Source organism: Streptomyces sp. LUP47B (genome assembly GCF_001746295.1).
Lineage (GTDB): Bacteria > Actinomycetota > Actinomycetes > Streptomycetales > Streptomycetaceae > Streptomyces.
On the sequence record NZ_MJAH01000009.1, the window covers coordinates 319359 to 342485 of the forward strand.

Annotated in this window: 22 protein-coding genes; 15 read left to right on the top strand and 7 right to left on the bottom strand. The window is 70.5% G+C overall.

Features of this window, described 5'->3' with window-relative positions; translation table 11 throughout:
* Positions 1-50 precede the first annotated feature (50 nt).
* The 5 genes from BFN33_RS27765 (at position 51) to BFN33_RS52710 (ending at position 4624) form a co-directional block, all read left to right on the top strand.
* On the top strand, positions 51-1085 hold the full coding sequence (locus BFN33_RS27765; RefSeq protein WP_069762856.1) for an LCP family protein: 1035 nt from the start codon (positions 51-53) through the stop codon (positions 1083-1085).
* A gap of 83 nt (positions 1086-1168) precedes the next feature.
* Entirely contained in the window at positions 1169-2569 is a 1401-nt protein-coding gene (locus tag BFN33_RS27770) for an FG-GAP and VCBS repeat-containing protein (RefSeq protein ID WP_069762857.1), read from the top strand.
* Positions 2570-2706: 137 nt separating this feature from the next.
* Positions 2707-3063: a YciI family protein gene (locus BFN33_RS27775; protein ID WP_037719081.1), complete on the top strand. Its 357-nt coding sequence runs from the start codon at positions 2707-2709 to the stop codon at positions 3061-3063.
* Positions 3064-3110: 47 nt separating this feature from the next.
* Positions 3111-4388 (top strand): sigma-70 family RNA polymerase sigma factor, encoded by a 1278-nt coding sequence (locus BFN33_RS27780; RefSeq protein ID WP_069762858.1) that lies wholly within the window; start codon positions 3111-3113, stop codon positions 4386-4388.
* A complete protein-coding gene (locus BFN33_RS52710) occupies positions 4385-4624 on the top strand; it encodes a hypothetical protein (protein ID WP_141757998.1) in 240 nt (79 codons plus the stop codon). Before BFN33_RS27780 ends, BFN33_RS52710 begins: the two co-directional genes overlap by 4 nt.
* On the opposite strand, the gene BFN33_RS27785 is transcribed toward BFN33_RS52710, so the two are convergent.
* On the bottom strand, positions 4602-5795 hold the full coding sequence (locus BFN33_RS27785; RefSeq protein ID WP_069762859.1) for a methyltransferase domain-containing protein: 1194 nt from the start codon (positions 5793-5795) through the stop codon (positions 4602-4604). The two genes, BFN33_RS52710 and BFN33_RS27785, sit on opposite strands and share 23 nt — an antisense overlap.
* Positions 5796-5885: 90 nt before the next feature.
* Between BFN33_RS27785 and BFN33_RS27790 the strand changes: the two genes are divergently transcribed.
* From BFN33_RS27790 to groL, 4 genes are all read left to right on the top strand, one after another.
* Positions 5886-6827 carry a polysaccharide deacetylase family protein gene (locus tag BFN33_RS27790; protein WP_069762860.1) on the top strand — a complete coding sequence of 314 codons (942 nt, stop codon included), beginning with the start codon at positions 5886-5888 and terminating at the stop codon, positions 6825-6827.
* On the top strand, positions 6824-7618 hold the full coding sequence (locus tag BFN33_RS27795) for a polysaccharide deacetylase family protein (protein ID WP_069762861.1): 795 nt from the start codon (positions 6824-6826) through the stop codon (positions 7616-7618). The genes BFN33_RS27790 and BFN33_RS27795 overlap by 4 nt, the downstream gene beginning before the upstream one ends.
* 314 nt (positions 7619-7932) lie before the next feature.
* A complete protein-coding gene (groES, locus tag BFN33_RS27800; protein ID WP_028807844.1) occupies positions 7933-8241 on the top strand; it encodes a co-chaperone GroES in 309 nt (102 codons plus the stop codon).
* 111 nt (positions 8242-8352) lie between these two features.
* The gene (groL, locus tag BFN33_RS27805) at positions 8353-9978 is read left to right on the top strand and encodes a chaperonin GroEL (RefSeq protein WP_069762862.1); all 1626 of its coding nucleotides are present in this window, start codon (positions 8353-8355) and stop codon (positions 9976-9978) included.
* A gap of 65 nt (positions 9979-10043) precedes the next feature.
* Here the strand turns inward: groL and BFN33_RS27810 are convergent, their stop codons facing one another.
* The 3 genes from BFN33_RS27810 to BFN33_RS27820 all read right to left on the bottom strand — a co-directional run bounded on the left by BFN33_RS27810 (position 10044) and on the right by BFN33_RS27820 (position 12291).
* Positions 10044-10733 (bottom strand): ester cyclase, encoded by a 690-nt coding sequence (locus BFN33_RS27810; protein WP_069762863.1) that lies wholly within the window; start codon positions 10731-10733, stop codon positions 10044-10046.
* A 64-nt stretch (positions 10734-10797) separates the two neighbouring features.
* Positions 10798-11571 (bottom strand): SDR family oxidoreductase, encoded by a 774-nt coding sequence (locus BFN33_RS27815; RefSeq protein ID WP_069762864.1) that lies wholly within the window; start codon positions 11569-11571, stop codon positions 10798-10800.
* 51 nt (positions 11572-11622) lie between these two features.
* Positions 11623-12291, bottom strand: a complete 669-nt coding sequence (locus tag BFN33_RS27820) for an MOSC domain-containing protein (RefSeq protein ID WP_069762865.1) — start codon at positions 12289-12291, stop codon at positions 11623-11625.
* An 80-nt stretch (positions 12292-12371) separates the two neighbouring features.
* Between BFN33_RS27820 and BFN33_RS27825 the strand changes: the two genes are divergently transcribed.
* Positions 12372-13268, top strand: coding sequence for a LysR family transcriptional regulator (locus BFN33_RS27825; RefSeq protein WP_069762866.1), 897 nt, complete (start codon positions 12372-12374; stop codon positions 13266-13268).
* A gap of 70 nt (positions 13269-13338) precedes the next feature.
* Here BFN33_RS27825 and BFN33_RS27830 read toward each other — a convergent pair whose 3' ends face one another.
* On the bottom strand, positions 13339-13665 hold the full coding sequence (locus BFN33_RS27830) for a WhiB family transcriptional regulator (protein WP_007384136.1): 327 nt from the start codon (positions 13663-13665) through the stop codon (positions 13339-13341).
* A 381-nt stretch (positions 13666-14046) separates the two neighbouring features.
* Between BFN33_RS27830 and BFN33_RS27835 the strand changes: the two genes are divergently transcribed.
* The 4 genes from BFN33_RS27835 to BFN33_RS27850 all read left to right on the top strand — a co-directional run bounded on the left by BFN33_RS27835 (position 14047) and on the right by BFN33_RS27850 (position 18429).
* A complete protein-coding gene (locus BFN33_RS27835) occupies positions 14047-14658 on the top strand; it encodes a response regulator transcription factor (RefSeq protein ID WP_003948568.1) in 612 nt (203 codons plus the stop codon).
* A gap of 289 nt (positions 14659-14947) precedes the next feature.
* On the top strand, positions 14948-15535 hold the full coding sequence (locus BFN33_RS27840) for a sigma-70 family RNA polymerase sigma factor (RefSeq protein ID WP_007384137.1): 588 nt from the start codon (positions 14948-14950) through the stop codon (positions 15533-15535).
* 149 nt (positions 15536-15684) lie between these two features.
* Complete coding sequence (guaB, locus tag BFN33_RS27845) at positions 15685-17187, top strand: IMP dehydrogenase (protein WP_069762867.1); 1503 nt, start codon at positions 15685-15687, stop codon at positions 17185-17187.
* Between the two features lie 117 nt (positions 17188-17304).
* The gene (locus BFN33_RS27850; RefSeq protein ID WP_069762868.1) at positions 17305-18429 is read left to right on the top strand and encodes a GuaB3 family IMP dehydrogenase-related protein; all 1125 of its coding nucleotides are present in this window, start codon (positions 17305-17307) and stop codon (positions 18427-18429) included.
* A 690-nt stretch (positions 18430-19119) separates the two neighbouring features.
* Here BFN33_RS27850 and BFN33_RS27855 read toward each other — a convergent pair.
* Positions 19120-19680 carry a hypothetical protein gene (locus BFN33_RS27855; protein WP_069762869.1) on the bottom strand — a complete coding sequence of 187 codons (561 nt, stop codon included), beginning with the start codon at positions 19678-19680 and terminating at the stop codon, positions 19120-19122.
* A 123-nt stretch (positions 19681-19803) separates the two neighbouring features.
* Positions 19804-21021, bottom strand: coding sequence for a nucleotide sugar dehydrogenase (locus BFN33_RS27860; protein ID WP_069762870.1), 1218 nt, complete (start codon positions 21019-21021; stop codon positions 19804-19806).
* Positions 21022-21306: 285 nt separating this feature from the next.
* On the opposite strand from BFN33_RS27860, the gene BFN33_RS27865 reads away from it, so the two are divergent.
* Positions 21307-23013 carry a glycerol-3-phosphate dehydrogenase/oxidase gene (locus tag BFN33_RS27865; RefSeq protein WP_079141039.1) on the top strand — a complete coding sequence of 569 codons (1707 nt, stop codon included), beginning with the start codon at positions 21307-21309 and terminating at the stop codon, positions 23011-23013.
* Positions 23014-23127 lie beyond the last annotated feature (114 nt).

Consider the following 23127-nt stretch of genomic DNA (forward strand, 5'->3'; position numbering starts at 1 on the left):
AGCCGCCCAGGAAGCCTTCCACGTAATAATTCGGACGTACGTTCCTCCCCGTGACGGGAGACGACGAGGACAGACGAGCAGGTCGGCGGCCGAGAGTACTGAAGGCCGTCGGCCTCGCGCTCGCGGGCACGCTGGTCCTGGGATGCGCGGCGGCGGGCTGGGCGTACTGGCACCTCAACAGCAACATCAAGAGCGTCGACATCGACAGCGCGCTCGGGGACGACCGTCCCGCGAAGGTGACGCCGACCCCTTCCGCCTCGCAGGAGGCACCGCTGCCCACGGAGGCGGTGAACATCCTGGTCCTGGGCTCCGACTCGCGCAGCGGCAAGGCGAACCAGGCGCTCGGGGGCGGCAGCAGCACCGGCGCCCGGTCCGACACCGCGATGGTCGTGCACATCGACGCGGGCCGCACCACGGCGACGGTCGTCAGCATCCCGCGCGACACCCTCGTCACCCGCCCGTCGTGCCCCCTCGCGAGCGGGGGCTCCACGTCGGCGGCGTACGGCGCGATGTTCAACAGCGCCTACTCGGTGGGTGGTCCGGTGTGCGCGGTCAAGACGGTCGAGTCGATCACGAACGTCCGCATGGATCACTACGTCGAGATCGACTTCTCGGGCTTCGCGAAGCTGGTGGACGCGCTCGGCGGGGTCACGGTGACCACGGACGAGGACATCGACGACGACGACAGCCACCTCACCCTGAAGGCGGGCACCCACCACCTGAACGGCGCGCAGGCCCTCGCGTTCGCCCGCACCCGGCACGGCATAGGCGACGGCAGCGACCTGGGCCGCATAGGCCTCCAGCAGAAGCTGGTGAAGGCCCTGCTGGAGCAGATCTCCTCGACGAACCTGCTGACCAGCCCCACCAAGCTGTACTCCGTCGCCGACGCGATCACCGGCAGTCTCACCACCGACACCGGCCTCGACTCCCTGACCGAGCTGATGAGCCTCGGCGAGAGCCTGAGGGGCCTGTCGAGCGACGAAGCGAAGACGGTGACCATGCCGGTCGTGACCGCGCCCTCGAACCCCAACCGCGTGGTGGCGAAGGAACCGGCGGCGAGTGAGCTGTGGGAGTCGCTGCGCTGAAACACGGGACGACGGTTGCAACCATCGGGCGTCCAGTGATGTCTGTTGCGGTGACCACATTGCAGTAACCAGGGGGATCACCGATGTCCAACTCGCGTTCGTACAAAGCCTGGTCCGTGCCACTGATCGCCGGAGTGCTCGCGCTCGGCGGGATACCCGCCCTGGCGGGCACCGCCGCCGCGGCCGCCCCGAAGTCCGTCCACGACGTCGTGGACGACTTCAACGGCGACGGCTACAAGGACCTCGCCGTCGGCGCTCCGATCGCCACGGTCGGCGGCAAGCAGGGGGCGGGATACGTCACCGTCATGTACGGCGGCCCGCACGGTCTGACCAAGGACCACCGCACGATCATCAGCCGTTCCACCAGCGGCATCCCGGGCGATCCCGCCGCGGGCGAGAACTTCGGCTACCAGCTGTCCACGGGGGACCTGGACGGCGACAGGCGCACCGACCTGATCATCGGGCAGGCCTCCTCGACCCGGGACGCGGTCGTCGTCTGGGGCGGCCAGGGCGGCCTGTCCGGTGGGGTGTCCGTGCCGGCCGCGACCACCCAGGCCGGCGACTTCGACGGCGACGGCAAGCAGGACCTGGTCCTGTTCCGCGGTGGCCGTGCCCCGGGCGACGACCCGCTCGGCACCGAGGCCACCGTCTGGCGGGGCCCGGTCTCCAGGGCCGGGAAGCCGGCCGCCACGCAGGACTTCGGCTCGACCAAGGTGGAGCCCTACGACGTGATGTACGCCGCCGCCGGGGACGTCAACGGCGACGGTCGCGACGACCTTGCGCTGACCGTCTACCTCGGCGACGGCGGCATCGGGTCGCAGTTCTACCTGGCCAACCCCTCCGGAGGCGCCTTCACCTTTGCCGCCGCCCCCGAGGGCAGCGGCCAGGTGGCCTTCGGTGACGTCAACGGCGACGGTTTCGAAGACGTCGTCCGGGGCGTCCCGAACGACTCCACGGTCACCGTGGCCCTCGGCTCGGCCGCCGGTCTGAAGCCGGCGTCGACCTGGAAGTCGTACAGCCAGGACACCGAGGGGGTCCCCGGCGCCACGGAGGAGGAGGACCGCTTCGGCGACGCGGTGGCCGCCGGTGACGTCAACGGCGACGGCTACGCCGATGTGGCTGTGGGCGCGCCCGGCGAGGCGCTCGGCGACAAGGGCGGGGCGGGCATGGTCAACGTCCTCTACGGCAGCCACGACGGCCTGACCGGCAATGCCGCCCAGGGCTTCACCCAGGACACCGACGGCGTCCCCGGTGCAGCGGAGTCGAGCGACAACTTCGGCGGCTCGGTCAGCCTCCTCGACATCAACGGCAACGGCTACGCGGACCTCGCGGCGGCCGCGCCCCGCGAGAACTCCGGCGACGGCGCGGTCTGGTCGCTGCGGGGGCGTCCGACCGGCATCGTGACGGACGCGGCGTTCACCTTCGGCCCGGTGACGATCGGGGCGCCGTCCGCCAAGGCGTGGTTCGGCGGGGTGCTGTCGTAGCAGGTCAGGACCCCGTTTCGGGGCCCTGGAAAAAATCTCCGAAGAAATCCGCGGAGTCTGTCGATCCCGGCCTCTCCCGATCGACGCTGTGGTGAGAGGCCGGGAAGGACCGGCCCCGTAGCGACCGAGGAGTCACCATGCCGCGTTACCTGTCGATGGTCCAGATCGACGAGAAGACCGCCCCCGCCGAGGGCCCCAGCGACGCCCTGATGCAGCGCATGGGCGAGCTGATCGAGGAGATGACGAAGGCCGGGGTACTGCTCGACACCGCCGGGCTCACGCCGACCGCGCAGGGGGCCCGGGTGCGCTGGGAGAAGGGGCAGCTGTCGGTGACCGACGGCCCCTTCACCGAGGCGAAGGAGGTCGTCGGGGGGTACGCCATCGTCCAGGCCAAGGACATGGCCGAGGCGATCGAGTGGACCAAGCGCTTCCTGAAGGTGCACGAGGAGCACTGGACGGTCACCTGCGAGGTGCGGGAGATCGCGGAGGGCTGAGCCCGCTTCCTTGGCTGCGGGACCGTACGGGTGTCGAATGGGGGGTTGTGACCTCACAGCCCCCCACCACCGACGCACGCTCCTCCGTGGAGACCGTCGTGGAGACCGTCTTCCGCATGGAGTCGCCGCGCATCATCGCCGGCGTCACCCGTGTCGTCCGGGACGTCGGCATCGCCGAGGAGCTCGCCCAGGACGCCCTGGTCGCGGCACTCGAGCAGTGGCCGCGCGACGGCGTCCCCGACAACCCGGGCGCCTGGCTCATGGCCATCGCGCGCAGACGGGCCGTGGACCTGGTCCGGCGCCGGGAGAACTACGCCCGCAAGCTGGCAGAGATCGGCCGGGACCTGTCGGAGACCGCCCCGCCGGAGGAGCCGTCCGACCCCGAGGACATCGACGACGACCTGCTCAGGCTCGTCTTCACCACCTGTCACCCGGTGCTGTCCGCCGAGGCCCGCACCGCCCTCACCCTGAGGCTGCTCGGCGGCCTGACCACCCCCGAGATCGCCCGCGCCTTCCTGGTCCCGGAGGCGACCGTCGCCCAGCGCATCGTGCGCGCCAAGCGGACCCTCGCCACGAAGAACATCGCCTTCGAGGTGCCCTACGGCCCCGACCGCGAGGCCCGCCTCGGTTCCGTCCTGGACGTCATCTACCTGATCTTCAACGAGGGATACGCGGCCACGGCGGGCGACGACTGGCTGCGCCCCTCCCTGTGCGAGGACGCCCTGCGGCTGGCCCGTCTGCTGTCCGCCCTCATGCCCAAGGAACCCGAAGTACACGGCTTGGCCGCCCTGTTGGAGTTCCAGGCCTCCCGCACGGCCGCCCGCACCGGACCGCGCGGCGAGCCGGTCCTGCTCAAGGACCAGAACCGCAGCCGCTGGAACCGCATGCTCATCGCCCGCGGCATCAAGGCCCTGGGCCGCGCGGACACCACGGCCGCGGGCGCCCCCGGCCCCTACGTCCTCCAGGCCGCCATCGCCGCCTGCCACGCGCACGCGTACACCTACGAGGAGACCGACTGGCCGGCCATCGCCACCCTCTACGCCCTGCTCGCCGCCCGCGCCCCCTCCCCGGTCGTCGAACTCAACCGCGCGGTCGCCGTCTCGATGGCCGAGGGACCGGGCCCGGCCCTGGAGATCGTCGACGCCCTCACCGACGAACCCGCCCTGAACGAATACCACCTGCTGCCGAGCGTGCGGGGCGATCTCCTGGCCCGCCTCGGACGTACGACGCAGGCGCGGGCCGAGTTCGAGCGGGCGGCCGCGCTCACCCGCAACGAACGCGAGCGCGAACTGCTGCTGGAGCGGGCGCGGGAGTGCGGTCAGTGACTTGTCGCCGAACGCGGCGAGCACCGCGGCACGGCGGCACTCCGCGGGGCGCCTCGATCGCCGCGAACAGCGGACAGGTCTTCGACACGGCGTACGAGGGCGACGACCCTGCGAGCACTCGGACGAGCAGCCGGGCCCTGCGCGTCGGCGACGGCCGGTCCGCCACCACGGCGCGGCCGGGCCCGGTCGGTGCCGACCCGCACCCGGAGCCGCTCAGGACGCTCCAGCACCGGTGACGGCCCTCGCGGGGGCGCCGATCAGCATGGTCGGCGCCCCCGCGACCCGGGTCAGGAACACCGTCACGGAGTGCGGACCCTGCGGTTTCGGAAGGGCCTTGCGGCGCAGTTCCTCCGGCTCGACGGCCGACCCGCGCTTCTTCACGGTCAGGATCCCGACCTCCCGCTCCCGCAGCAGCGCCTTCAACTTCTTGACACCGAAGGGGAGTTGGTCGGTGATCTCGTACGCCGTGGCATACGGGGTCTCGCGCAGTGTGTCCGCGGTGACGTAGGCGATCGTGGGGTCGATCAGCCCGCCGTCGAGCTCCCCGGCCGCCTCGGCCACCAGATGGGCCCGGATGACGGCGCCGTCCGGCTCGTACAAGTACCGCCCCACGGAACGGACTTCGGGGTCGGGGAGCCCCCGGCCGAGCAGGGTCCGCGGTCCCGGCAGCAGCGTGGCCCGCACGGCCCCCGGCGCGGTGCCGAACCACAGCACCGCCTCCTTCACGTCCCCGCCGTCGGAGATCCACTCCGCCTCGGCCTCCGCCGGAACCGCCTCGTGCGGAATGCCGGGCGCGACCTTCAGCGCGGCGTGCGGGGCCTCGAGAGCCGCCCGGACGGCCCACGACAGGGGCGGCGAGTAGGCCTCCGGATCGAAGATGCGGCCCCGCCCGCCCCGCCTCGCCGGATCCACGAACACGGCGTCGTACGGGGCCGTGTCGACCTCCGTGACGTCCGCCTCCCGTACGTCGATCAGGCCGGCGAGCCCCAGCGCGTCCGCGTTCGCCCGCGCGGCCGCCGCCGTCAGCGGATCCCGGTCGACCGCGAGGACCCGGATGCCGGCCCGGGCCAGCGCGATCGCGTCCCCGCCGATCCCGCAGCACAGGTCGGCGACGGAGGTGACGCCCAGGGCCCGCAGGCGCTCCGCGCGGTACGCCGCCACGCTCGCCCGGGTCGACTGCTCGACGCCGTTCGGCGTGAAGAACATCCGCTCCGCGTCCTCGGCCCCGAACTTGGCCGCCGCCCGCTGCCGCAACCGGGCCTGGCCGAGCGCCGCGGAGACGAGTCCGGCGGGATGCCCGCGGCGCAGCCGGGTGGCGACGGCGAGTTCGTCGGCGGGGGCGGTGCCGCGCACCTCGTCGAGGAGGGCACGGCCTTCGGGGGTGAGGAGGGGGGCGAGGTCGTTCACCGGGTCATTGTGGGCCAGTCGGTGGACGGTCCGCTTCCGGCGGCGGTGTCGGCCCGGGTGCGAGGCCGTGACCTGCGAGGATCCATCCCCATGGGAACAGTAGGACAAAAGTATAAAAATGGGGCGTTGGTGGTGTCGGTGTCGATCCGTGGCGGCCTCGTCCTCCTGGCGGTGGCCGCCCTGGTCTCCGGCTGCGCCGACCCGGCCGGCACCGGCGCACGGCCGCAGCGGCCCCTCCACGCACCCCCGGCCCCCGCCGCCGACCTCCAGGCCGACAAGACCCGCATCCGGGCCGCCCGACTCCGCGCCGAGCAGGCCCGGATCGCCGCCGCCAGACGCTGGGGCCTGACGAGGGTCCCGCTGACGGCCCCACTGGCGCCCGCGACCAAGCCCCGCATCACCACCCGCCCCGGCTTCGAGGTCGACGGCCATGAGCAGAAGGGGCTGCCGCCGGTCTTCACCACGGTTCCCACCGAGCAGAAGATCGTCTTCCTCACCATCGACGACGGCGCCGAGAAGGACCCCGCGTTCCTGCGGATGATGAGCGAGCTGAAGATCCCGTACACCGCCTTCCTCAGCGACTACCTGATCAAGGACGACTACGCCTACTTCGCGAGGATGCGGGACACCGGGGTCGTACTGAACAACCACACGCTCCACCACCCCTTCCTGCCCGCGCTGTCTTACGCCCGCCAGCAGCGCGAGATCTGCGGGATGCAGGACGTCATCGAGAAGCGGTTCGGCAGGCGGCCCACGCTCTTCCGGCCGCCCTACGGCAACTACAACGAGGACACCCTGCGAGCGGCCAGGTCCTGCGGCATCAGGTACGCGCCCATCTGGAACGAAGAGGTCTACGTCGACCACTGGGAGTACCGCGAGGAGGACCAGGACCTCCACCCCGGCGACATCGTGCTGAGCCATTTCCGGGGCCGGGGGGACTGGAAGGGCACGATGCCCGACATGGTCCGCCGCTTCCTGAACAGGGTCACGGCCGAGGGGTACGCGGTGGCCCGCCTCGAGGACTACCTGTGAGAGCGCGGGTGCTGGTCGCCGCGGCGCTTGCGGCCGCCCTGCTCACCGGCTGTGCCCAGTCCGTCGATCCCATCGAACGGCTGGGCAAGAAGGCGGCGCAGCGGGTGGGGCCGGACCGGCCGGACGGGGCGGAGGTGCCGGACGGCGCGGACGGCCGGCCGTACCGCCACTGGGGCCTCGTGGCCCCGCTGCAGGCGCCCCCGCGCGCGGCGGCGCGCCCGTCGGTGCGCCGGGGCGGCCTGCCGCCGGTCGTGAGACGTGTCCGGACGTCCGACAAGGTCGTCTTCCTCACCTACGACGACGGTGCCGAGAGGGATTCGCGGTTCGTCGACATGGTCCGTGAACTGCGGCTGCCCGTCACCATGTTCCTCACGGACAGCGTCGTCGGCCCCGGGTACGGCCACTTCGCGCGCCTGCAGTCGGTCGGCGCGAGCATCCAGAACCACACCCTCGACCACCCCGCCCTGCGGGGTCTGCCGTACCCCGGCCAGCGCGCCGAGATCTGCGGCCAGCAGGAGAAGGTGCGCTCCCGCTTCGGCATCCGGCCGCGGCTGTTCCGGCCGCCCTACGGCACGTACGACCGCATGACCCTGCGCGCGGCGGCGGACTGCGGACTCTCGGCGGTGGTGCTGTGGAGCGTGTCGGCGGAGGGCGGCGCGCCGGAGCGGCCGCTGCGGGCGGGAGACATCGTCTCGGTGGCATCGGGAGAGGCGACGGGCCCGACCCTGAGATTGCTGCGGGAGATCCAGCGCCGAGGGCTGACAGTGGGTCGCTTGGAGGACTACCTGTAGCAATTCAGCCTGTCTGGGGGTGCCCCCTCTGGGGGAGTTTGAGGACGAGGCCCTTCGGCCGAAGCGGGGGCCTGGGGGCGGCAGCCCCCAGAACGGCAACCCCCACCCACGCGCACCCGAATTCCGCTCAGCCGCGCCGCGAATTGGCACTCCGCTTGACCGAGTGCTAATCACGGTCATAGTCTCGGGTCTGGCACTCCCCCCTGGAGAGTGCCAACACAGCGACGGGCAGGTCCGGCACCCGCGACGACGGATCCACCTGGTCGCCACCTCAGACAGTCAACCCCGTGATCTCCGAAGGGGGAGGTCGGATCGTGACGACCACCAGCTCCAAGGTTGCCATCAAGCCGCTCGAGGACCGCATTGTGGTCCAGCCGCTCGACGCCGAGCAGACCACCGCCTCTGGCCTGGTCATCCCGGACACCGCCAAGGAGAAGCCCCAGGAGGGCGTCGTCCTGGCCGTGGGCCCGGGCCGCTTCGAGAACGGCGAGCGCCTGCCGCTCGACGTCCAGACCGGCGACATCGTGCTGTACAGCAAGTACGGCGGCACCGAGGTGAAGTACAACGGCGAGGAGTACCTCGTCCTCTCGGCTCGCGACGTGCTCGCGATCATCGAGAAGTAATTCACCCCAGCATTTCTCTGAGCTGCGCCCCTGGCCCCCCGACCACTAACAAGCCGGGCGCCCGGGGCGCAGTCTCTTTTCACCTAGATTTCCGAGAGGGCTCACGCTCCCATGGCGAAGATCCTGAAGTTCGACGAGGACGCCCGTCGCGCCCTCGAGCGCGGCGTCAACAAGCTTGCCGACACGGTCAAGGTGACGATCGGCCCCAAGGGCCGCAACGTCGTCATCGACAAGAAGTTCGGCGCTCCCACCATCACCAACGACGGTGTCACGATCGCCCGTGAGGTCGAGATCGACGACCCGTACGAGAACCTCGGCGCCCAGCTGGTGAAGGAGGTGGCGACCAAGACCAACGACATCGCGGGTGACGGCACCACCACCGCCACCGTGCTGGCCCAGGCGCTGGTCCGCGAGGGCCTGAAGAACGTCGCCGCGGGTGCCTCCCCGGCCGCCCTGAAGAAGGGCATCGACGCCGCGGTCAAGGCCGTGTCCGAGGAGCTCCTCGCGACCGCCCGCCCGATCGACGAGAAGTCCGACATCGCCGCCGTCGCCGGTCTGTCCGCCCAGGACAGCCAGGTCGGCGAGCTCATCGCCGAGGCGATGGACAAGGTCGGCAAGGACGGTGTCATCACCGTCGAGGAGTCCAACACCTTCGGTCTGGAGCTGGACTTCACCGAGGGCATGGCCTTCGACAAGGGCTACCTGTCGCCCTACATGGTCTCCGACCAGGAGCGTATGGAGGCCGTCCTCGACGACCCGTACATCCTGATCAACCAGGGCAAGATCTCCTCGATCCAGGACCTGCTGCCGCTGCTCGAGAAGGTCATCCAGGCGGGTGCCTCCAAGCCGCTGCTGATCATCGCCGAGGACGTCGAGGGTGAGGCCCTGTCGACCCTGGTCGTCAACAAGATCCGCGGCACCTTCAACGCGGTCGCCGTCAAGGCCCCCGGCTTCGGTGACCGTCGCAAGGCGATGCTGCAGGACATGGCGACGCTGACCGGCGCCGAGGTCATCTCCGAGGAGGTCGGCCTCAAGCTCGACCAGGTCGGCCTGGACGTGCTGGGCTCCGCCCGCCGTGTCACGGTCACCAAGGACGACACCACGATCGTCGACGGCGCCGGTGACTCCGCCGCCGTCCAGGGCCGCATCGCCCAGATCAAGGCCGAGATCGAGAACACCGACTCCGACTGGGACCGCGAGAAGCTCCAGGAGCGCCTCGCGAAGCTCGCCGGTGGCGTGTGCGTGATCAAGGTCGGCGCCGCCACCGAGGTGGAGCTGAAGGAGAAGAAGCACCGTCTGGAGGACGCCATCTCCGCGACCCGCGCCGCGGTCGAGGAGGGCATCGTCTCCGGTGGTGGCTCCGCTCTGGTCCACGCCGCCAAGGTGCTCGAGGGCGGCCTCGGCAAGACCGGCGACGAGGCCACCGGTGTCGCCGTCGTCCGCAAGGCCGTCGTCGAGCCGCTGCGCTGGATCGCCGAGAACGCCGGCCTCGAGGGCTACGTCATCACCGCCAAGGTCGCCGAGCTCGACAAGGGCCAGGGCTTCAACGCCGCGACCGGCGAGTACGGCGACCTGGTCAAGGCCGGCGTCATCGACCCGGTCAAGGTCACCCGCTCCGCCCTGGAGAACGCCGCCTCCATCGCCTCCCTCCTCCTGACGACCGAGACCCTGGTCGTCGAGAAGAAGGAAGAGGAGGAGCCGGCCGCCGGTGGTCACGGCCACGGCCACTCCCACTGAGCTCACGCTCGCAAAGGGCCCCGTTCCGCACCTGAGTGCCGGACCGGGGCCCTCCCCTTCGCGGGTCACTCCCCGAGTACTCCCAGCTGTTCCAGCAGCCCGGCCCGGTCGTACTGCCACCAGCCCTCGCAGATCATCCCGTCCCGGAACCGGTGCCAGGTGGTGCCGGTCATGGTGATGTTCTGGCCGGTGGCCGGAATCCCGAGGAAATCGCCCTTGTGCCGGCCGGCCAGGGTCCAGCGGGTGCACACCCGGTCGTCCTGGGCGATCTGGTCGTCGACCCGGAAGGCGAGGTCGAAGGCCTGCCGCCACCCTTCGTACACCTGGCGCGAACCCTCCAGATCCACGTCGCCGGGGTTGGCCGGGTCATGCTCCAGGTAGTCGTCGGAGAACCCTTCGAACACGGCGTCCGTGTCGGACCGCCCGGCCCGCTCGAAGAACTGCCGTGACGTCGCCGGGTTGAGCTGCTCGTCCCGCACCACGTCCAGATCCATGAAGGTGGGCGTCTCGTCGCACAGGGCGACCATGCCCTCGAAGATCCGCCCCGTCTCCGGCAGCCCCGAATTCCGCATCGCCTCCTCGTACGAGGGAAACTCCACGATCTCGACGAAGTGCGACGCGTCGGACCGGTCCTTGCCGACCACCGCATGCGTCGCGGTCCGCTTTCCCCTGGTCTGCTCGACCCATGTGTCCATCAGCCGGTCCATCTCGTCGAAACGGCTGGTCCTGCAGTCGATGAGCTGTACGAACGTCATACGCGATCACCTCCGGCCCCCCTGGGTCCGGTTCGAACAGCACCATTGTCCGCCTTTTCGGACCCTACTGCGGCCCGTACTTCCGCCCCGTCCTCGACGTGATCCCGCCCAGCAACCCCCGGGGCGCCACCTTCACCAACCCCATGAGCGCCTTGTAGCGCGGATCCGGGATCGACAGGGTCTTGCCGCGGGACAGGTCACCGAGGGCCGCGGCGACCAGCTTGTCCGGGTCGAGCCACATCCAGCCGGGGATGTTGTCCGTGCCCATCCCGGCCCGCTGGTGGAACTCGGTCCGCACGAAGCCCGGGCACAGGGCCATCAGACGGACCCCGCTCCCCGCCAGATCCCTCGCCGCGCCCTGTGTGAACTGCACGACCCACGCCTTCGAGGCGCCGTACGTCCCCCGAGGAACGAAAGCCGCCACCGACGCGACGTTCACGACACCCCCGCGCCCCCGCTCCCGCATCGCCTCCGTCGCCGCCGACGTCAGCCGCAGCACCGCCTCGCAGTGCACCTTGAGCATCTTCAGCTCGTCGGCCATGGAGACGTCGAGATAGCGGCCCTTGTTGCCGAAGCCGGCGTTGTTGACGAGGAGGTCGACGGAGGACTTACGGTCGCGGAGGCGGGCGGCGACCGCCTCGATGCCGGGGTCCGTGGCGAGGTCGGCGGTGAGAACCTCGGCCTCGATGCCGTGGCGGTCGTGGAGCTCGGTCGCCTGTTCCTGGAGCCGCTTGGTGTCGCGGGCCACCAGCACCAGGTTGTGCCCGTCAGCCGCCAGCCGGCGCGCGAACGCGGCACCGATGCCCGCGGTCGATCCCGTAATCAATGCCGTTGTCATGGCGCAAGGTTAATGACCGGGACCGACAGCGTCCGCTTGCGGCGGACGTCGTCAGGCGCCGTGCTTCTCCACATACTCGAGCGCCCACTTCCGCAGCTCCGGATGGAGTGCCTCACCCGCCGCCAGCAGCCTTGGCTGGAGCGGCCGTTCGGTGGTCATCGCCCGGAACGCCAGGGCGACCGTCACGTCGTGGTCCGGCCGGTGCACGATCTCGACCGGGTCCCCGGTCCGGATCTCGCCCGGCCGGACCACCCGCAGATACGCCCCGGGCGCTCCCTTCTGCGTGAACCGCTTCACCCACCGCTTCTCGTCCATGTGGCCCTGGAAGGTGCCGCACGGGATGCGCGCGCTCGTGACCTCGAGCACCACCTCGGGGCCGAGGCGCCAGCGCTCGCCGATCAGCGCGCCGGAGACGTCGATGCCCCGCGTCGTGAGGTTCTCGCCGAAGGCGCCGTTGGCGAGCGAGCGGCCCAGCTCGCCCTCCCACTCGTCCAGGTCCTCGCGCGCCATCGCGTACACGGCCTGGTCGTCGCCGCCGTGGTGCTGCTTCTTGCACACCGCGTCCCCGGCGAGCGCGCTCCCGCCGACGCCCTTGGGGCCGGGCGCGGCCACCCGCACGGGTCCGTCGACGGGCCGCTTGTCGATACCGGTGACACCCTCCGGGTTGTCCGTGTACGCAACGGCCCTGGCGCGGCCCAGATTCACCGACAGAAGCTCCATGGCGGCACGGTAGGGGACCGGAACCCAAAGTTGCCATGCATTATTCGGCGCCGTATCAAAGCAGGGCTTATCCTCGAAGCGTGATCGAGGCCCGACATCTCCGTGTTCTGCGCGCCGTCGCCGCGACCGGTTCCTTCTCCGCCGCGGGGCGTGAACTGGGCTGCACCCAGCCCGCCGTCAGCCAGCAGATCAAGGCCTTGGAGACGTCCGTGGGCACGCCGTTGCTCATCCGCAGCGGACGCGAGATGCGGCTGACGCAGGCGGGCGAGGCGCTGGTGCGGCACGCCGCCGGCATCCTGGCGGGGCTGACGGCGGCGGAGGAGGAGGTCGCCGCCATCGCCGGCCTGCGGGCCGGGCGCGTCCGGCTGGTCTCCTTCCCCAGCGGCAGCTCCACCCTCGTCCCCACCGCCCTCGCCGCGCTGCGCGCCGCCCACCCGGGCACCCGCGTCTTTCTGGAGGAGGCCGAACCACCGCAGTCCGTCGGCCTGTTGCGGGAGGGCGACTGCGACATCGCGCTCGCCTTCCGGTACGAGGGGGCCGGGGGCGGGGACGAGTGGGACGACCTCGTCGTACGGCCCCTGCTGACCGACCGGCTCGTCGCCCTCGTACCGGAGCGGCACCGGCTCGCGCGCGCGGATTCCGTGTCCATCGGGGAGCTGGCCGGGGAGTCGTGGATCGCAGGGTGCCCGCGCTGCCGCGGCCAGTTGGTCGAGGTGTGCGAGGGCGCCGGCTTCACGCCCCGCATCGACTTCGCGACCGACGACTACCCCGCGGTCGTCGGCCTGGTGGGCGCGGGCCTCGGTGTCGCCGTCCTGCCCCAGCTCGCGGTCGAGTCGGTACGGCCTCGAGGTGCGCGCACGGTGACGCTGGAACCGGCGGTCCGGCGGGAGATCGTCGCGCTCACGCTGCCGGATCTGGCCCGGGTCCCTGCGGTGGCGGCGACGCTGGAGCAACTGGCGCGCGCGGCCGACCGGTAGGCCCGTACGCCGGTACGCGGAAAACAAGGAAGGGCACGCGCGTGCGTGCCCTTCTAGGAGAAACGTTCCTTCAGTTGTTCGATGCGCCGCTTCCCACGGACGACGCGGACACCAGCCGGTGCCGCGCCCGCCCCATGAGCTCCTCGCGCTCGTCCTCGGTAAGCCCGCCCCACACGCCGTACGGCTCTCTCACCGCAAGCGCGTGCGCCGCGCACTGCGCGCGCACCGGGCACCTCATGCAGACCTCCTTGGCCGAGTTCTCGCGAGCACTCCGGGCCGCACCGCGCTCGCCCTCCGGATGGAAGAAAAGCGAGCTGTCCACCCCGCGACAGGCGGCCAGAAGCTGCCAGTCCCACAGGTCCGCGTTCGGTCCGGGAAGGCGGGAGAAATCTGCCATTGCGTGACCCCTTGTAGCCGTTCTGGGCGGATACGGTGTCCACGACCGTACATCTACGATCTAAGGAGATGAAAATATGACTCATTGCGAATCTAGCCTCAGACACCAGGAAATGGGAAGAAAAGGGTCTGAATGGGGCATGGGTTGTGATGAAACGTTGTGGGTCCGCGGTGCATGTCTGCACCGTGTCCGCGCCCTCACGTAGAGTGCCGAAGACAGTGCGCAGCCCCGTAACTCTTTCGGGTGACCGTCGTTGAGAGTGCGGAGGCGGTTGAAAACACAAGCGCTCGGACAGGCGTCCGAGTCGGTCGACCGCACAGGTGACGATTTCGTACCAGCCTGGAGGCTCAAGGTGACGTGCATCAGCTGCGGAGGACGGCCATGACATCCGTCCTCGTCTGCGACGACTCCCCGCTTGCCCGAGAGGCGCTCCGCCGCGCGGTCGCGACCGTGCCCGGCGTCGAGCGCGTGACGACCGCGGCCAACGGCGAGGAAGTCCTCCGCCGCTGGGGCGCGGACCGTTCGGACCTGATTCTGATGGACGTACGCATGCCCGGTCTGGGCGGCGTCGAGACCGTGCGCCGGCTGCTGTCCGCGGACCCCGGTGCGCGCATCATCATGCTCACGGTCGCGGAGGACCTCGACGGGGTCGCCCTCGCGGTGGCCGCGGGTGCCCGCGGCTACCTCCACAAGGACGCCTCGCGCGCGGAGTTGCGCGCCACCGTGACGCAGGCGCTCGCCGACCCGACCTGGCGGCTCGCCCCGCGTCGGCTGCGGTCGGCGGAGATGGGCGCGGCGCCCACGCTCACCGCGCGTGAGATCCAGGTGCTCGAAGGCATGAGTCACGGTCGCTCCAACGCGGAGATCGGGCGTGAGCTCTTTCTCTCCGAGGACACCGTCAAGACGCATGCCCGGCGGTTGTTCAAGAAGCTCGGTGCTTCGGACCGGGCGCACGCCGTGGCGCTCGGATTCCGGTGGGGCCTGGTTCGTTAGGAACCTGGTCGGTCGGATCGGTCGTCGTATTGGTGCGGGCCTGTTGTGGCTGGTCGCATAGTTCCCCGCGCCCCTGACGGGGCGCGGACGAGCGGCCCCTTCAACGTCCCGCTGCTTGTTTCGTGGCGGATGCCGCATCCTTGGAGATGTGGAGTCTCTCGGGGACGAGTCGGTCGAGCGGAAGGGGAGGGCGCAGGGTATGAGTTCCGGCGCACCTGCTCATAACGCTTCGGTGCACAACAACCAGCGCGATGCCACGGATCCAACGACGCCAGGGCACCATGGACCGATGCGCGACGACGAGGCGGCTCATCCCCATGGGGCGATCGGTGCGCTCGTCCACAGTGCTGTGGAGGGGGACGAGCAGGCCACGCACGACCTGCTCGCCCATGTCCATCCGCTGGCCCTGCGCTACTGCCGCACCCGGCTGTCCCGTCTCCCGGGTGATGCCCGGCACTTCGTGGAGGACCTCGCGCAGGAGGTCTGCGTAGCCGTCCTCCTCGCCCTGCCGCGCTATCGCGACACCGGGCGCCCCTTCGAGGCGTTCGTCTTCGCCATCGCCGCGCACAAGGTCGCCGACCTGCAGCGCGCGGCCATGCGCCACCCCGGTTCGACGGCGGTTCCGTCCGACGAGATGCCGGAGCGGCCCGACGACTCGCTCGGCCCCGAGGAGCGGGCGCTGCTCAGCAGCGACGCCGAATGGGCCAAGAAACTGCTGGCCAACCTCCCCGAGAACCAGCGCGAACTGCTGCTGCTGCGGATCGCCGTGGGGTTGACGGCGGAGGAGACGGGTCAGATGTTGGGAATGTCACCCGGTGCGGTCCGTGTGGCCCAGCACCGGGCGCTGAGCAGGCTGCGAGCGCTGGCCGAGCAGTAGGGCACGCTCCTGAACGGGCGGTGCGCCGCTTCCGTACGAACATACGAAGCCCGGAGCGGGTCCGCACCGTGGAATCCGTGGAATGTGACGCCCTTGCTTCCCGTTAGCATGGACATCCGCACCGATCAAGGCCATTTGGGGAAGGTGTCATGACTGCAAACGTCGACGGAGTGCCCGAGAAATTCGCGACGCTCGGGCTGACCTACGACGACGTGCTGCTGCTGCCGGGCGCGTCCGCGGTGCTCCCGAACGCGGTCGACACCTCGTCCCGCATCTCCCGCAACGTCCGGGTCAACATCCCGCTGCTCTCGGCGGCCATGGACAAGGTGACCGAGTCCCGCATGGCCATCGCGATGGCCCGCCTCGGTGGCGTCGGGGTGCTGCACCGCAACCTCTCCGTCGAGGACCAGGTCAACCAGGTCGACCTGGTGAAGCGGTCCGAGTCCGGCATGGTCACCGACCCGATCACCGTGCACCCGGAGGCGACCCTCGCCGAGGCCGACGCCCTGTGCGCCAAGTTCCGCATCAGCGGCGTCCCGGTCACCGACCCGGCAGGCAAGCTCCTCGGCATCGTCACCAACCGTGACATGGCCTTCGAGTCCGACCGCAGCCGCCAGGTGCGCGAGGTCATGACGCCGATGCCGCTGGTCACCGGCCAGGTCGGCATCTCCGGCACCGACGCCATGGACCTGCTGCGCAAGCACAAGATCGAGAAGCTGCCGCTCGTCGACGACTCCGGTGTCCTCAAGGGCCTGATCACCGTCAAGGACTTCGTCAAGGCGGAGAAGTACCCGAGCGCCGCCAAGGACTCCGAAGGCCGCCTGCTCGTCGGTGCCGCCGTCGGCGCCAGCCCCGAGGCCCTGGAGCGCGCCCAGGCGCTCGCCGAGGCCGGTGTGGACTTCCTGGTCGTGGACACCTCGCACGGCCACAACAGCAACGCCCTCAGCTGGATGGCGAAGATCAAGTCGAGCGTCGGCGTCGACGTGATCGGCGGCAACGTCGCCACGCGTGACGGCGCCCAGGCACTGATCGACGCCGGTGTCGACGGCATCAAGGTCGGTGTCGGACCGGGCTCCATCTGCACCACGCGCGTGGTCGCCGGCATCGGCGTCCCGCAGGTCACCGCCATCTACGAGGCCTCCCTCGCCGCCCGTCCCGCGGGCATCCCGCTCATCGGCGACGGCGGCCTGCAGTACTCCGGCGACATCGGCAAGGCGCTCGCCGCCGGCGCCGACACCGTGATGCTGGGCTCGCTGCTCGCGGGCTGCGAGGAGTCGCCCGGCGAACTGCAGTTCATCAACGGCAAGCAGTTCAAGTCGTACCGCGGCATGGGCTCGCTCGGTGCCATGCAGTCCCGCGGTCAGGGCAAGTCGTACTCGAAGGACCGCTACTTCCAGGCCGAGGTCGCCGCCGACGACAAGCTCGTGCCCGAGGGCATTGAGGGCCAGGTGCCCTACCGCGGCCCGCTGTCCAGCGTCCTTCACCAGCTCGTCGGCGGGCTGCGCCAGACCATGGGCTACGTGGGCGCGGCCACCATCGACGAGATGGAGTCCAAGGGCCGCTTCGTACGGATCACCTCGGCGGGCCTCAAGGAGAGCCACCCGCACGACATCCAGATGACGGTCGAGGCGCCGAACTACAGCCGTAAGTGAGCCTTTGCTGAAAGCCACGCGCGCGTGAGGGCGGTCCCGGAGCATCCGGGACCGCCCTCGCCGTACCCGTCGGCGATACTGGAAGACGCTGAACGCATCAGGGAAAGGCCACACATCGTGACTGAGATCGAGATCGGGCGCGGCAAGCGCGGCCGCCGGGCGTACGCCTTCGACGACATCGCCGTCGTCCCCAGCCGTCGTACGCGCGACCCGAAGGAGGTCTCGATCGCCTGGCAGATCGACGCCTACCGCTTCGAGCTGCCCTTCCTGGCCGCCCCCATGGACTCGGTCGTCTCCCCGGCCACCGCGATCCGGATAGGAGAACTCGGCGGCCTCGGTGTCCTGAACCTCGAAGGCCTGTGGACGCGGTACGAGGACCCGCAGCCGCTGCTCGACGAGATCGCCGGGCTGGACGTGGACGCCGCGACCCGGCGCCTGCAGGAGATCTACGCCGCTCCCATCAAGGAGGAGCTGATCGGGCAGCGCATCAAGGAGGTGCGCGACTCGGGTGTGGTCACCGCGGCCGCGCTGTCCCCGCAGCGCACGGCGCAGTTCTCCAAGGCGGTGGTGGACGCGGGCGTGGACATCTTCGTCATCCGCGGCACGACGGTCTCGGCGGAGCACGTCTCCGGTTCCCACGAGCCGCTGAACCTGAAGCAGTTCATCTACGAGCTCGACGTCCCTGTGATCGTCGGCGGCTGCGCCACGTACACCGCCGCCCTGCACCTGATGCGCACCGGCGCGGCGGGCGTCCTGGTCGGCTTCGGCGGCGGCGCCGCGCACACCACGCGCAATGTGCTGGGCATCCAGGTCCCGATGGCGACGGCCGTGGCCGACGTGGCCGCGGCCCGCCGGGACTACATGGACGAGTCCGGCGGCCGATACGTGCACGTCATCGCCGACGGTGGCGTCGGCTGGTCCGGCGACCTCCCCAAGGCGATCGCCTGCGGCGCGGACGCCGTGATGATGGGCTCCCCGCTGGCCCGTGCCACGGACGCGCCGGGCCGCGGCCACCACTGGGGTATGGAGGCCGTCAACGAGGAGCTGCCGCGCGGCAAGAAGGTCGACCTCGGCACCGTCGGCACCATCGAGGAGATCCTGGCGGGCCCGTCGCACATCCCGGACGGCTCGATGAACTTCTTCGGAGCGCTGCGGCGGGCGATGGCCACGACCGGTTACAGCGAGCTGAAGGAGTTCCAGCGGGTCGAGGTCACGGTCGCCGACTCGCAGCACAAGCGGTAGGGCCTACGGCGGAAAGGGGGCCGGTCACCTGGTGGTGACCGGCCTCCTTTCGTGTGCCCGGGGCTTTGCGAGGCGGGCGGCGCGCGGGGTGGTGCGGGGGCGCGCGGTTGCGTTCGGGGTGGAAACGGGCTGGTCAGCCGGGCCGAGGGCGATAACGTCCGTGTCGGCGCCCCAGGTTCCTGGAGCGCCCCCTTCCAAGGATTTGGTTCCGGACCCCGCTCCTCGGGGCCCGGCCCGATGTCCGACGGACCGCCTACCGGGTCAATGGGCGGCATCGTGGAAGGGGGCGTCCATGGGACGTCACCGCAAGCCCACTCGCTGGGACCGACTCCGTCTGCGGATGGTGAAGTGCCGGAGGAGGTGGATCTTGCGGATTTTCGGATGGTGAGCGGCCGCCCCCAAGGAAGCTAGGGGCGGACACTCCGTGAACCATCAGGAGCCTGCCGCAGTGGCCGCTGCGGTGGGCTCCACCTTGTTGGTGGGCCGATGCGCGGCCGCCCCCACGAGAACTAGGGGCGGACACTCCGTGAACCATCCACGAGTCTGCCGCAGTACCCCCTGCGGCCGACCCCACCTGTCTCCGTAAGGTACCCGCGCCGCGTCCCGCATGCCACCAGCTCCGGCCGCAGGTCCACCTGTGCGCCCCCCTTCACAACCGATGCGCCGCCCCTTCGCCGGGCACTGGCAGCGTCAGAGCGCCGCCTTCTTGGCGCCGGTGAAGGCGACGTACGCGGCGATCGCGAAGAACAGGAACGTCAGCGGGTCGGCGTCCGCCTTCCAAGCCTCCTGGAGGACGTCGAAGTGCTGGAAGAAGAGTTCGCTGAAGCTCAGCGGGGTCTCCTTGGCGGCGATTACGGCCTCGCCCACCAGCTGGCCGATGTAGACGGAGCCCAGCGACAGGACCGCGCTCGCGACCGGCAGCACGGGGTTGCGGCCACCGAGGCGCCCTGCGGCGAGGCCGACCAGAAAGCCGACGCCGACCGCCGCCCAGCCGATCTCGTGCTTGGTCAGGCCGATGATCGCGCCGTAGACACCGCCGGCGACCACGGCGGCGACGAAGGCGGCCACCAGACCGAGGCCGACGTTGTTGCGCACCGGAGCGGGGGCGGGGACGGCCCCGTACGGGACCCCCGGTGCCGGAGGCGGGGGAACGGCGCCCGGCTGCTGGGCGTACGGATTGCCGTCGACCGGCTGCTGCTGGGCCTGCGGCTCGGCAGGCGGCTGGGCAGGCGGTGGCGCTGACTGGCTCATGACAGAAATCCCCCCACGGGACGGAACGAGCGGAATGGAAAAGCAGAGAAATGTGCGCACGATTGTGCGACGAGTGAGGGGAGATTAACAGGTGGGTCCGACAGAGCCACCTGCGTTTTGACGTCAGAGGCGGTGCGCCGCCCCCGTAGGCGTGGCCCCCCGTGTGTCCAGCAGCAGTTGGGCCTTCACCGACAGGCCCTGCAGGTCGTACGTCCGGTGCTGCTGGAGCAGGATCGTCAGGTCCGCGTCGGCCGCCGCCTCGTAGAGGGAGTCCGCGCGCGGGACCGGGCGGTCCAGGACGCTCCAGGACGGGATGTGGGGGTCGTGGTAGCTGACAGCGGCGCCAAGTTCCATCAGGCGTACGGCGACCTCCTGGGCGGGGGTGCCCTGCTGGTCGGCGAGGTCGGGCTTGTAGGTGACGCCGAGCAGGAGGACGCGGGCACCCCGCGCGGACTTGCCGTGCTCGTTGAGGAGAGCGGCGCCGCGCTGGACGACGTAACGGGGCATCTGGTCGTTGACCTGCCGGGCGAGTTCGACCATGCGCAGGGTGCGGCCGCCGCCGAGGCTGCCGCCGGTCAGGTCGCGGGGTACCGCGTGACCGCCGACGCCCGGGCCGGGGCGGAAGGCCTGGAAGCCGAAGGGCTTGGTCTCCGCGCAGCGGATGACGTCCCAGAGGTCGACGCCGAGGTCGTGGCAGAGGACGGCCATCTCATTGACGAGGGCGATGTTGACGTGCCGGAAGTTGGTCTCCAGCAACTGGACCGTCTCCGCCTCCCGCGGACCACGCGCGCGTACCACCTTGTCGGTGAGGCGCGAGTAGAAGGCGGCTGCCGACTCCGTGCACGCGGGCGTGAGGCCGCCGATCACCTTGGGGGTGTTGGCGGGCGTGAAGTCGCGGTTGCCGGGGTCGACGCGGCTGGGGGAATAGGCGAGGTGGAAGTCGCGGCCCGCGCGCAGACCCGAGCCCTTCTCGAGGAGCGGGCGCAGGAACTCCTCGGTGGTGCCCGGGGGCACGGGGGACTCCAGGATGACGGTGGTGTGCGGGCGCAGGCGGGTGCTCAGTGTGCGGGCGGCCCCCTCGACCTGGCTCAGGTCCAGGCCGCCGTCCGGGGAAGGCGGGGTCGGTGCGCAGATGACCGCCGTACGGACACGGCCGAGCTCGGTCGGCCCCGCGGCAGTCCGGAAGCCCCCCGAGAGCATCCGGCGCAGTTCCGCGGGGCTGAGGGAGCCGGCCTCGGGGCCGGTGCGGTAACCGAGGGTGGAGATGCCGGCGGCGACAGCGGCCTGGGCCAGGGGCAGTCCGTAGGGGCCGAGTCCGATCACGGCGAGATCTGCGGGCATGGCGTGGGCCGTCCTTCCCAGTAACCGAAGCGGGACAGGTGCGCAAGCCCTGTGGACTGGACGAGCGAGCGCAATGTCAGACTAGGAGTAAATATGACCGAAATACGGCATTGGGTCCGTGTGTCTTCCTGCAGGGTTGTGAGCCGGAGTGGCCTTCGGGGTACGCGGCGGTGAAAGTTATCCACAGGCTGAGGGTGACTAGTGGCCGAAGTCGGGCAAGCCGGTCAGACTTTGGACACGGGCCGGTACGTGTGAGACCAGCGCGATCGACAGCGGGAGGCAGTGGTGAGGACAGCGACACTGGGGCCGGCACAGCGTGCCGAGTCACTCGCAGCAATGGCCGAGCGCGAACTGGACATCCTGGTGGTGGGAGCCGGCGTGGTCGGTGCGGGTACCGCGCTCGACGCGGTGACCCGGGGCCTGTCCGTGGGGCTGGTCGAGGCGCGTGACTGGGCGTCGGGCACCTCCAGCCGCTCCAGCAAGCTGATCCACGGCGGTCTGCGCTATCTGGAGATGCTCGACTTCGCCCTCGTACGCGAGGCGTTGAAGGAGCGCGGACTGCTCCTCGAGCGGCTCGCCCCGCATCTCGTGAAGCCCGTGGCCTTCCTGTACCCCTTGCAGCACAAGGGCTGGGAGCGCCTGTACGCCGGCTCGGGCGTCGCGCTCTACGACGCCATGTCGATGGCCCGCGGGCACGGTCGGGGTCTGCCCACGCACCGGCACCTGAGCCACCGTCACGCCCTGCGCGTCGCGCCCGCCTTGAGGAAGGACGCGCTGGTCGGGGCACTTCAGTACTACGACGCACAGATGGACGACGCCCGCTTCGTGGCCACCCTCGTGCGCACGGCGACCGCCTACGGCGCCAAGACCGCCAACCGCGCCCGGGTGACCGGCTTCCTGCGCGAGGGCGAGCGCGTGGTCGGGGCCCGGGTGCAGGACGTCGAGGCGGGCGGGGAGTACGAGATCCGCGCCAAGCAGGTGGTCAACGCGACCGGGGTGTGGACCGACGACACCCAGGCGATGGTCGGCGAGCGGGGACAGTTCCACGTCCGCGCCTCCAAGGGCATCCACCTCGTCGTGCCCAAGGACCGCATCCACTCCACGACCGGGCTGATCCTGCGCACCGAGAAGTCCGTGCTGTTCGTCATCCCCTGGGGTCGGCACTGGATCATCGGCACCACCGACACCGACTGGGACCTCGACAAGGCCCACCCGGCCGCCTCCAGCGCGGACATCGACTACTTGCTGGAGCACGTGAACTCGGTCCTCGCGGTGCCGCTGACCAGGGACGACGTCCAGGGCGTGTACGCGGGCCTTCGGCCCCTGCTCGCCGGGGAGTCGGACGCCACCAGCAAGCTCTCGCGGGAGCACACCGTGGCGCATCCGGTGCCGGGACTCGTCGTGGTGGCGGGCGGCAAGTACACGACCTACCGGGTGATGGCCAAGGACGCCGTCGACGAGGCGGTGCACGGACTCGACACCCGGGTCGCCGAATGCGTCACGGAGGACGTGCCGCTGCTGGGCGCCGAGGGCTACCGGGCGCTGTGGAACGCGCGAGCGCGGATAGCGGCGCGCACCGGGCTCCATGTCGTCCGCGTGGAGCATCTGCTGAATCGGTACGGCGCCCTTGCCGAGGAGGTCCTCGACCTCATCGCCTCGGACGCCACGCTGGGCGAGCCGCTTCAGGCCGCCGACGACTATCTGCGTGCCGAGGTCGTCTACGCCGCCTCGCACGAGGGCGCGCGGCACCTGGACGACGTGCTGACCCGGCGCACCCGTATCTCCATCGAGACGTTCGACCGGGGTGTGCGCTCGGCCCGCGAGGCCGCCGAACTGATGGCGCCGGTGCTCGGCTGGGACAAGGACCAGATCGAGCGCGAGGTCGAGCACTACGAGAAGCGGGTGGAGGCGGAGCGCGAGTCGCAGCGGCAGCCGGACGACCTGACCGCGGACGCGGCGCGGTTGGGGGCGCCGGACATCGCGCCGCTCTGAAGCCCCGGGCGAGTTCGGCATGCGGCTCGACCGCGTGTCACTGGTCCGAGCGTCACTGGACCCAGCGTGATTGGACGCAGTACCACTGGGCCGAGCATCACTCGAACGAGTGTC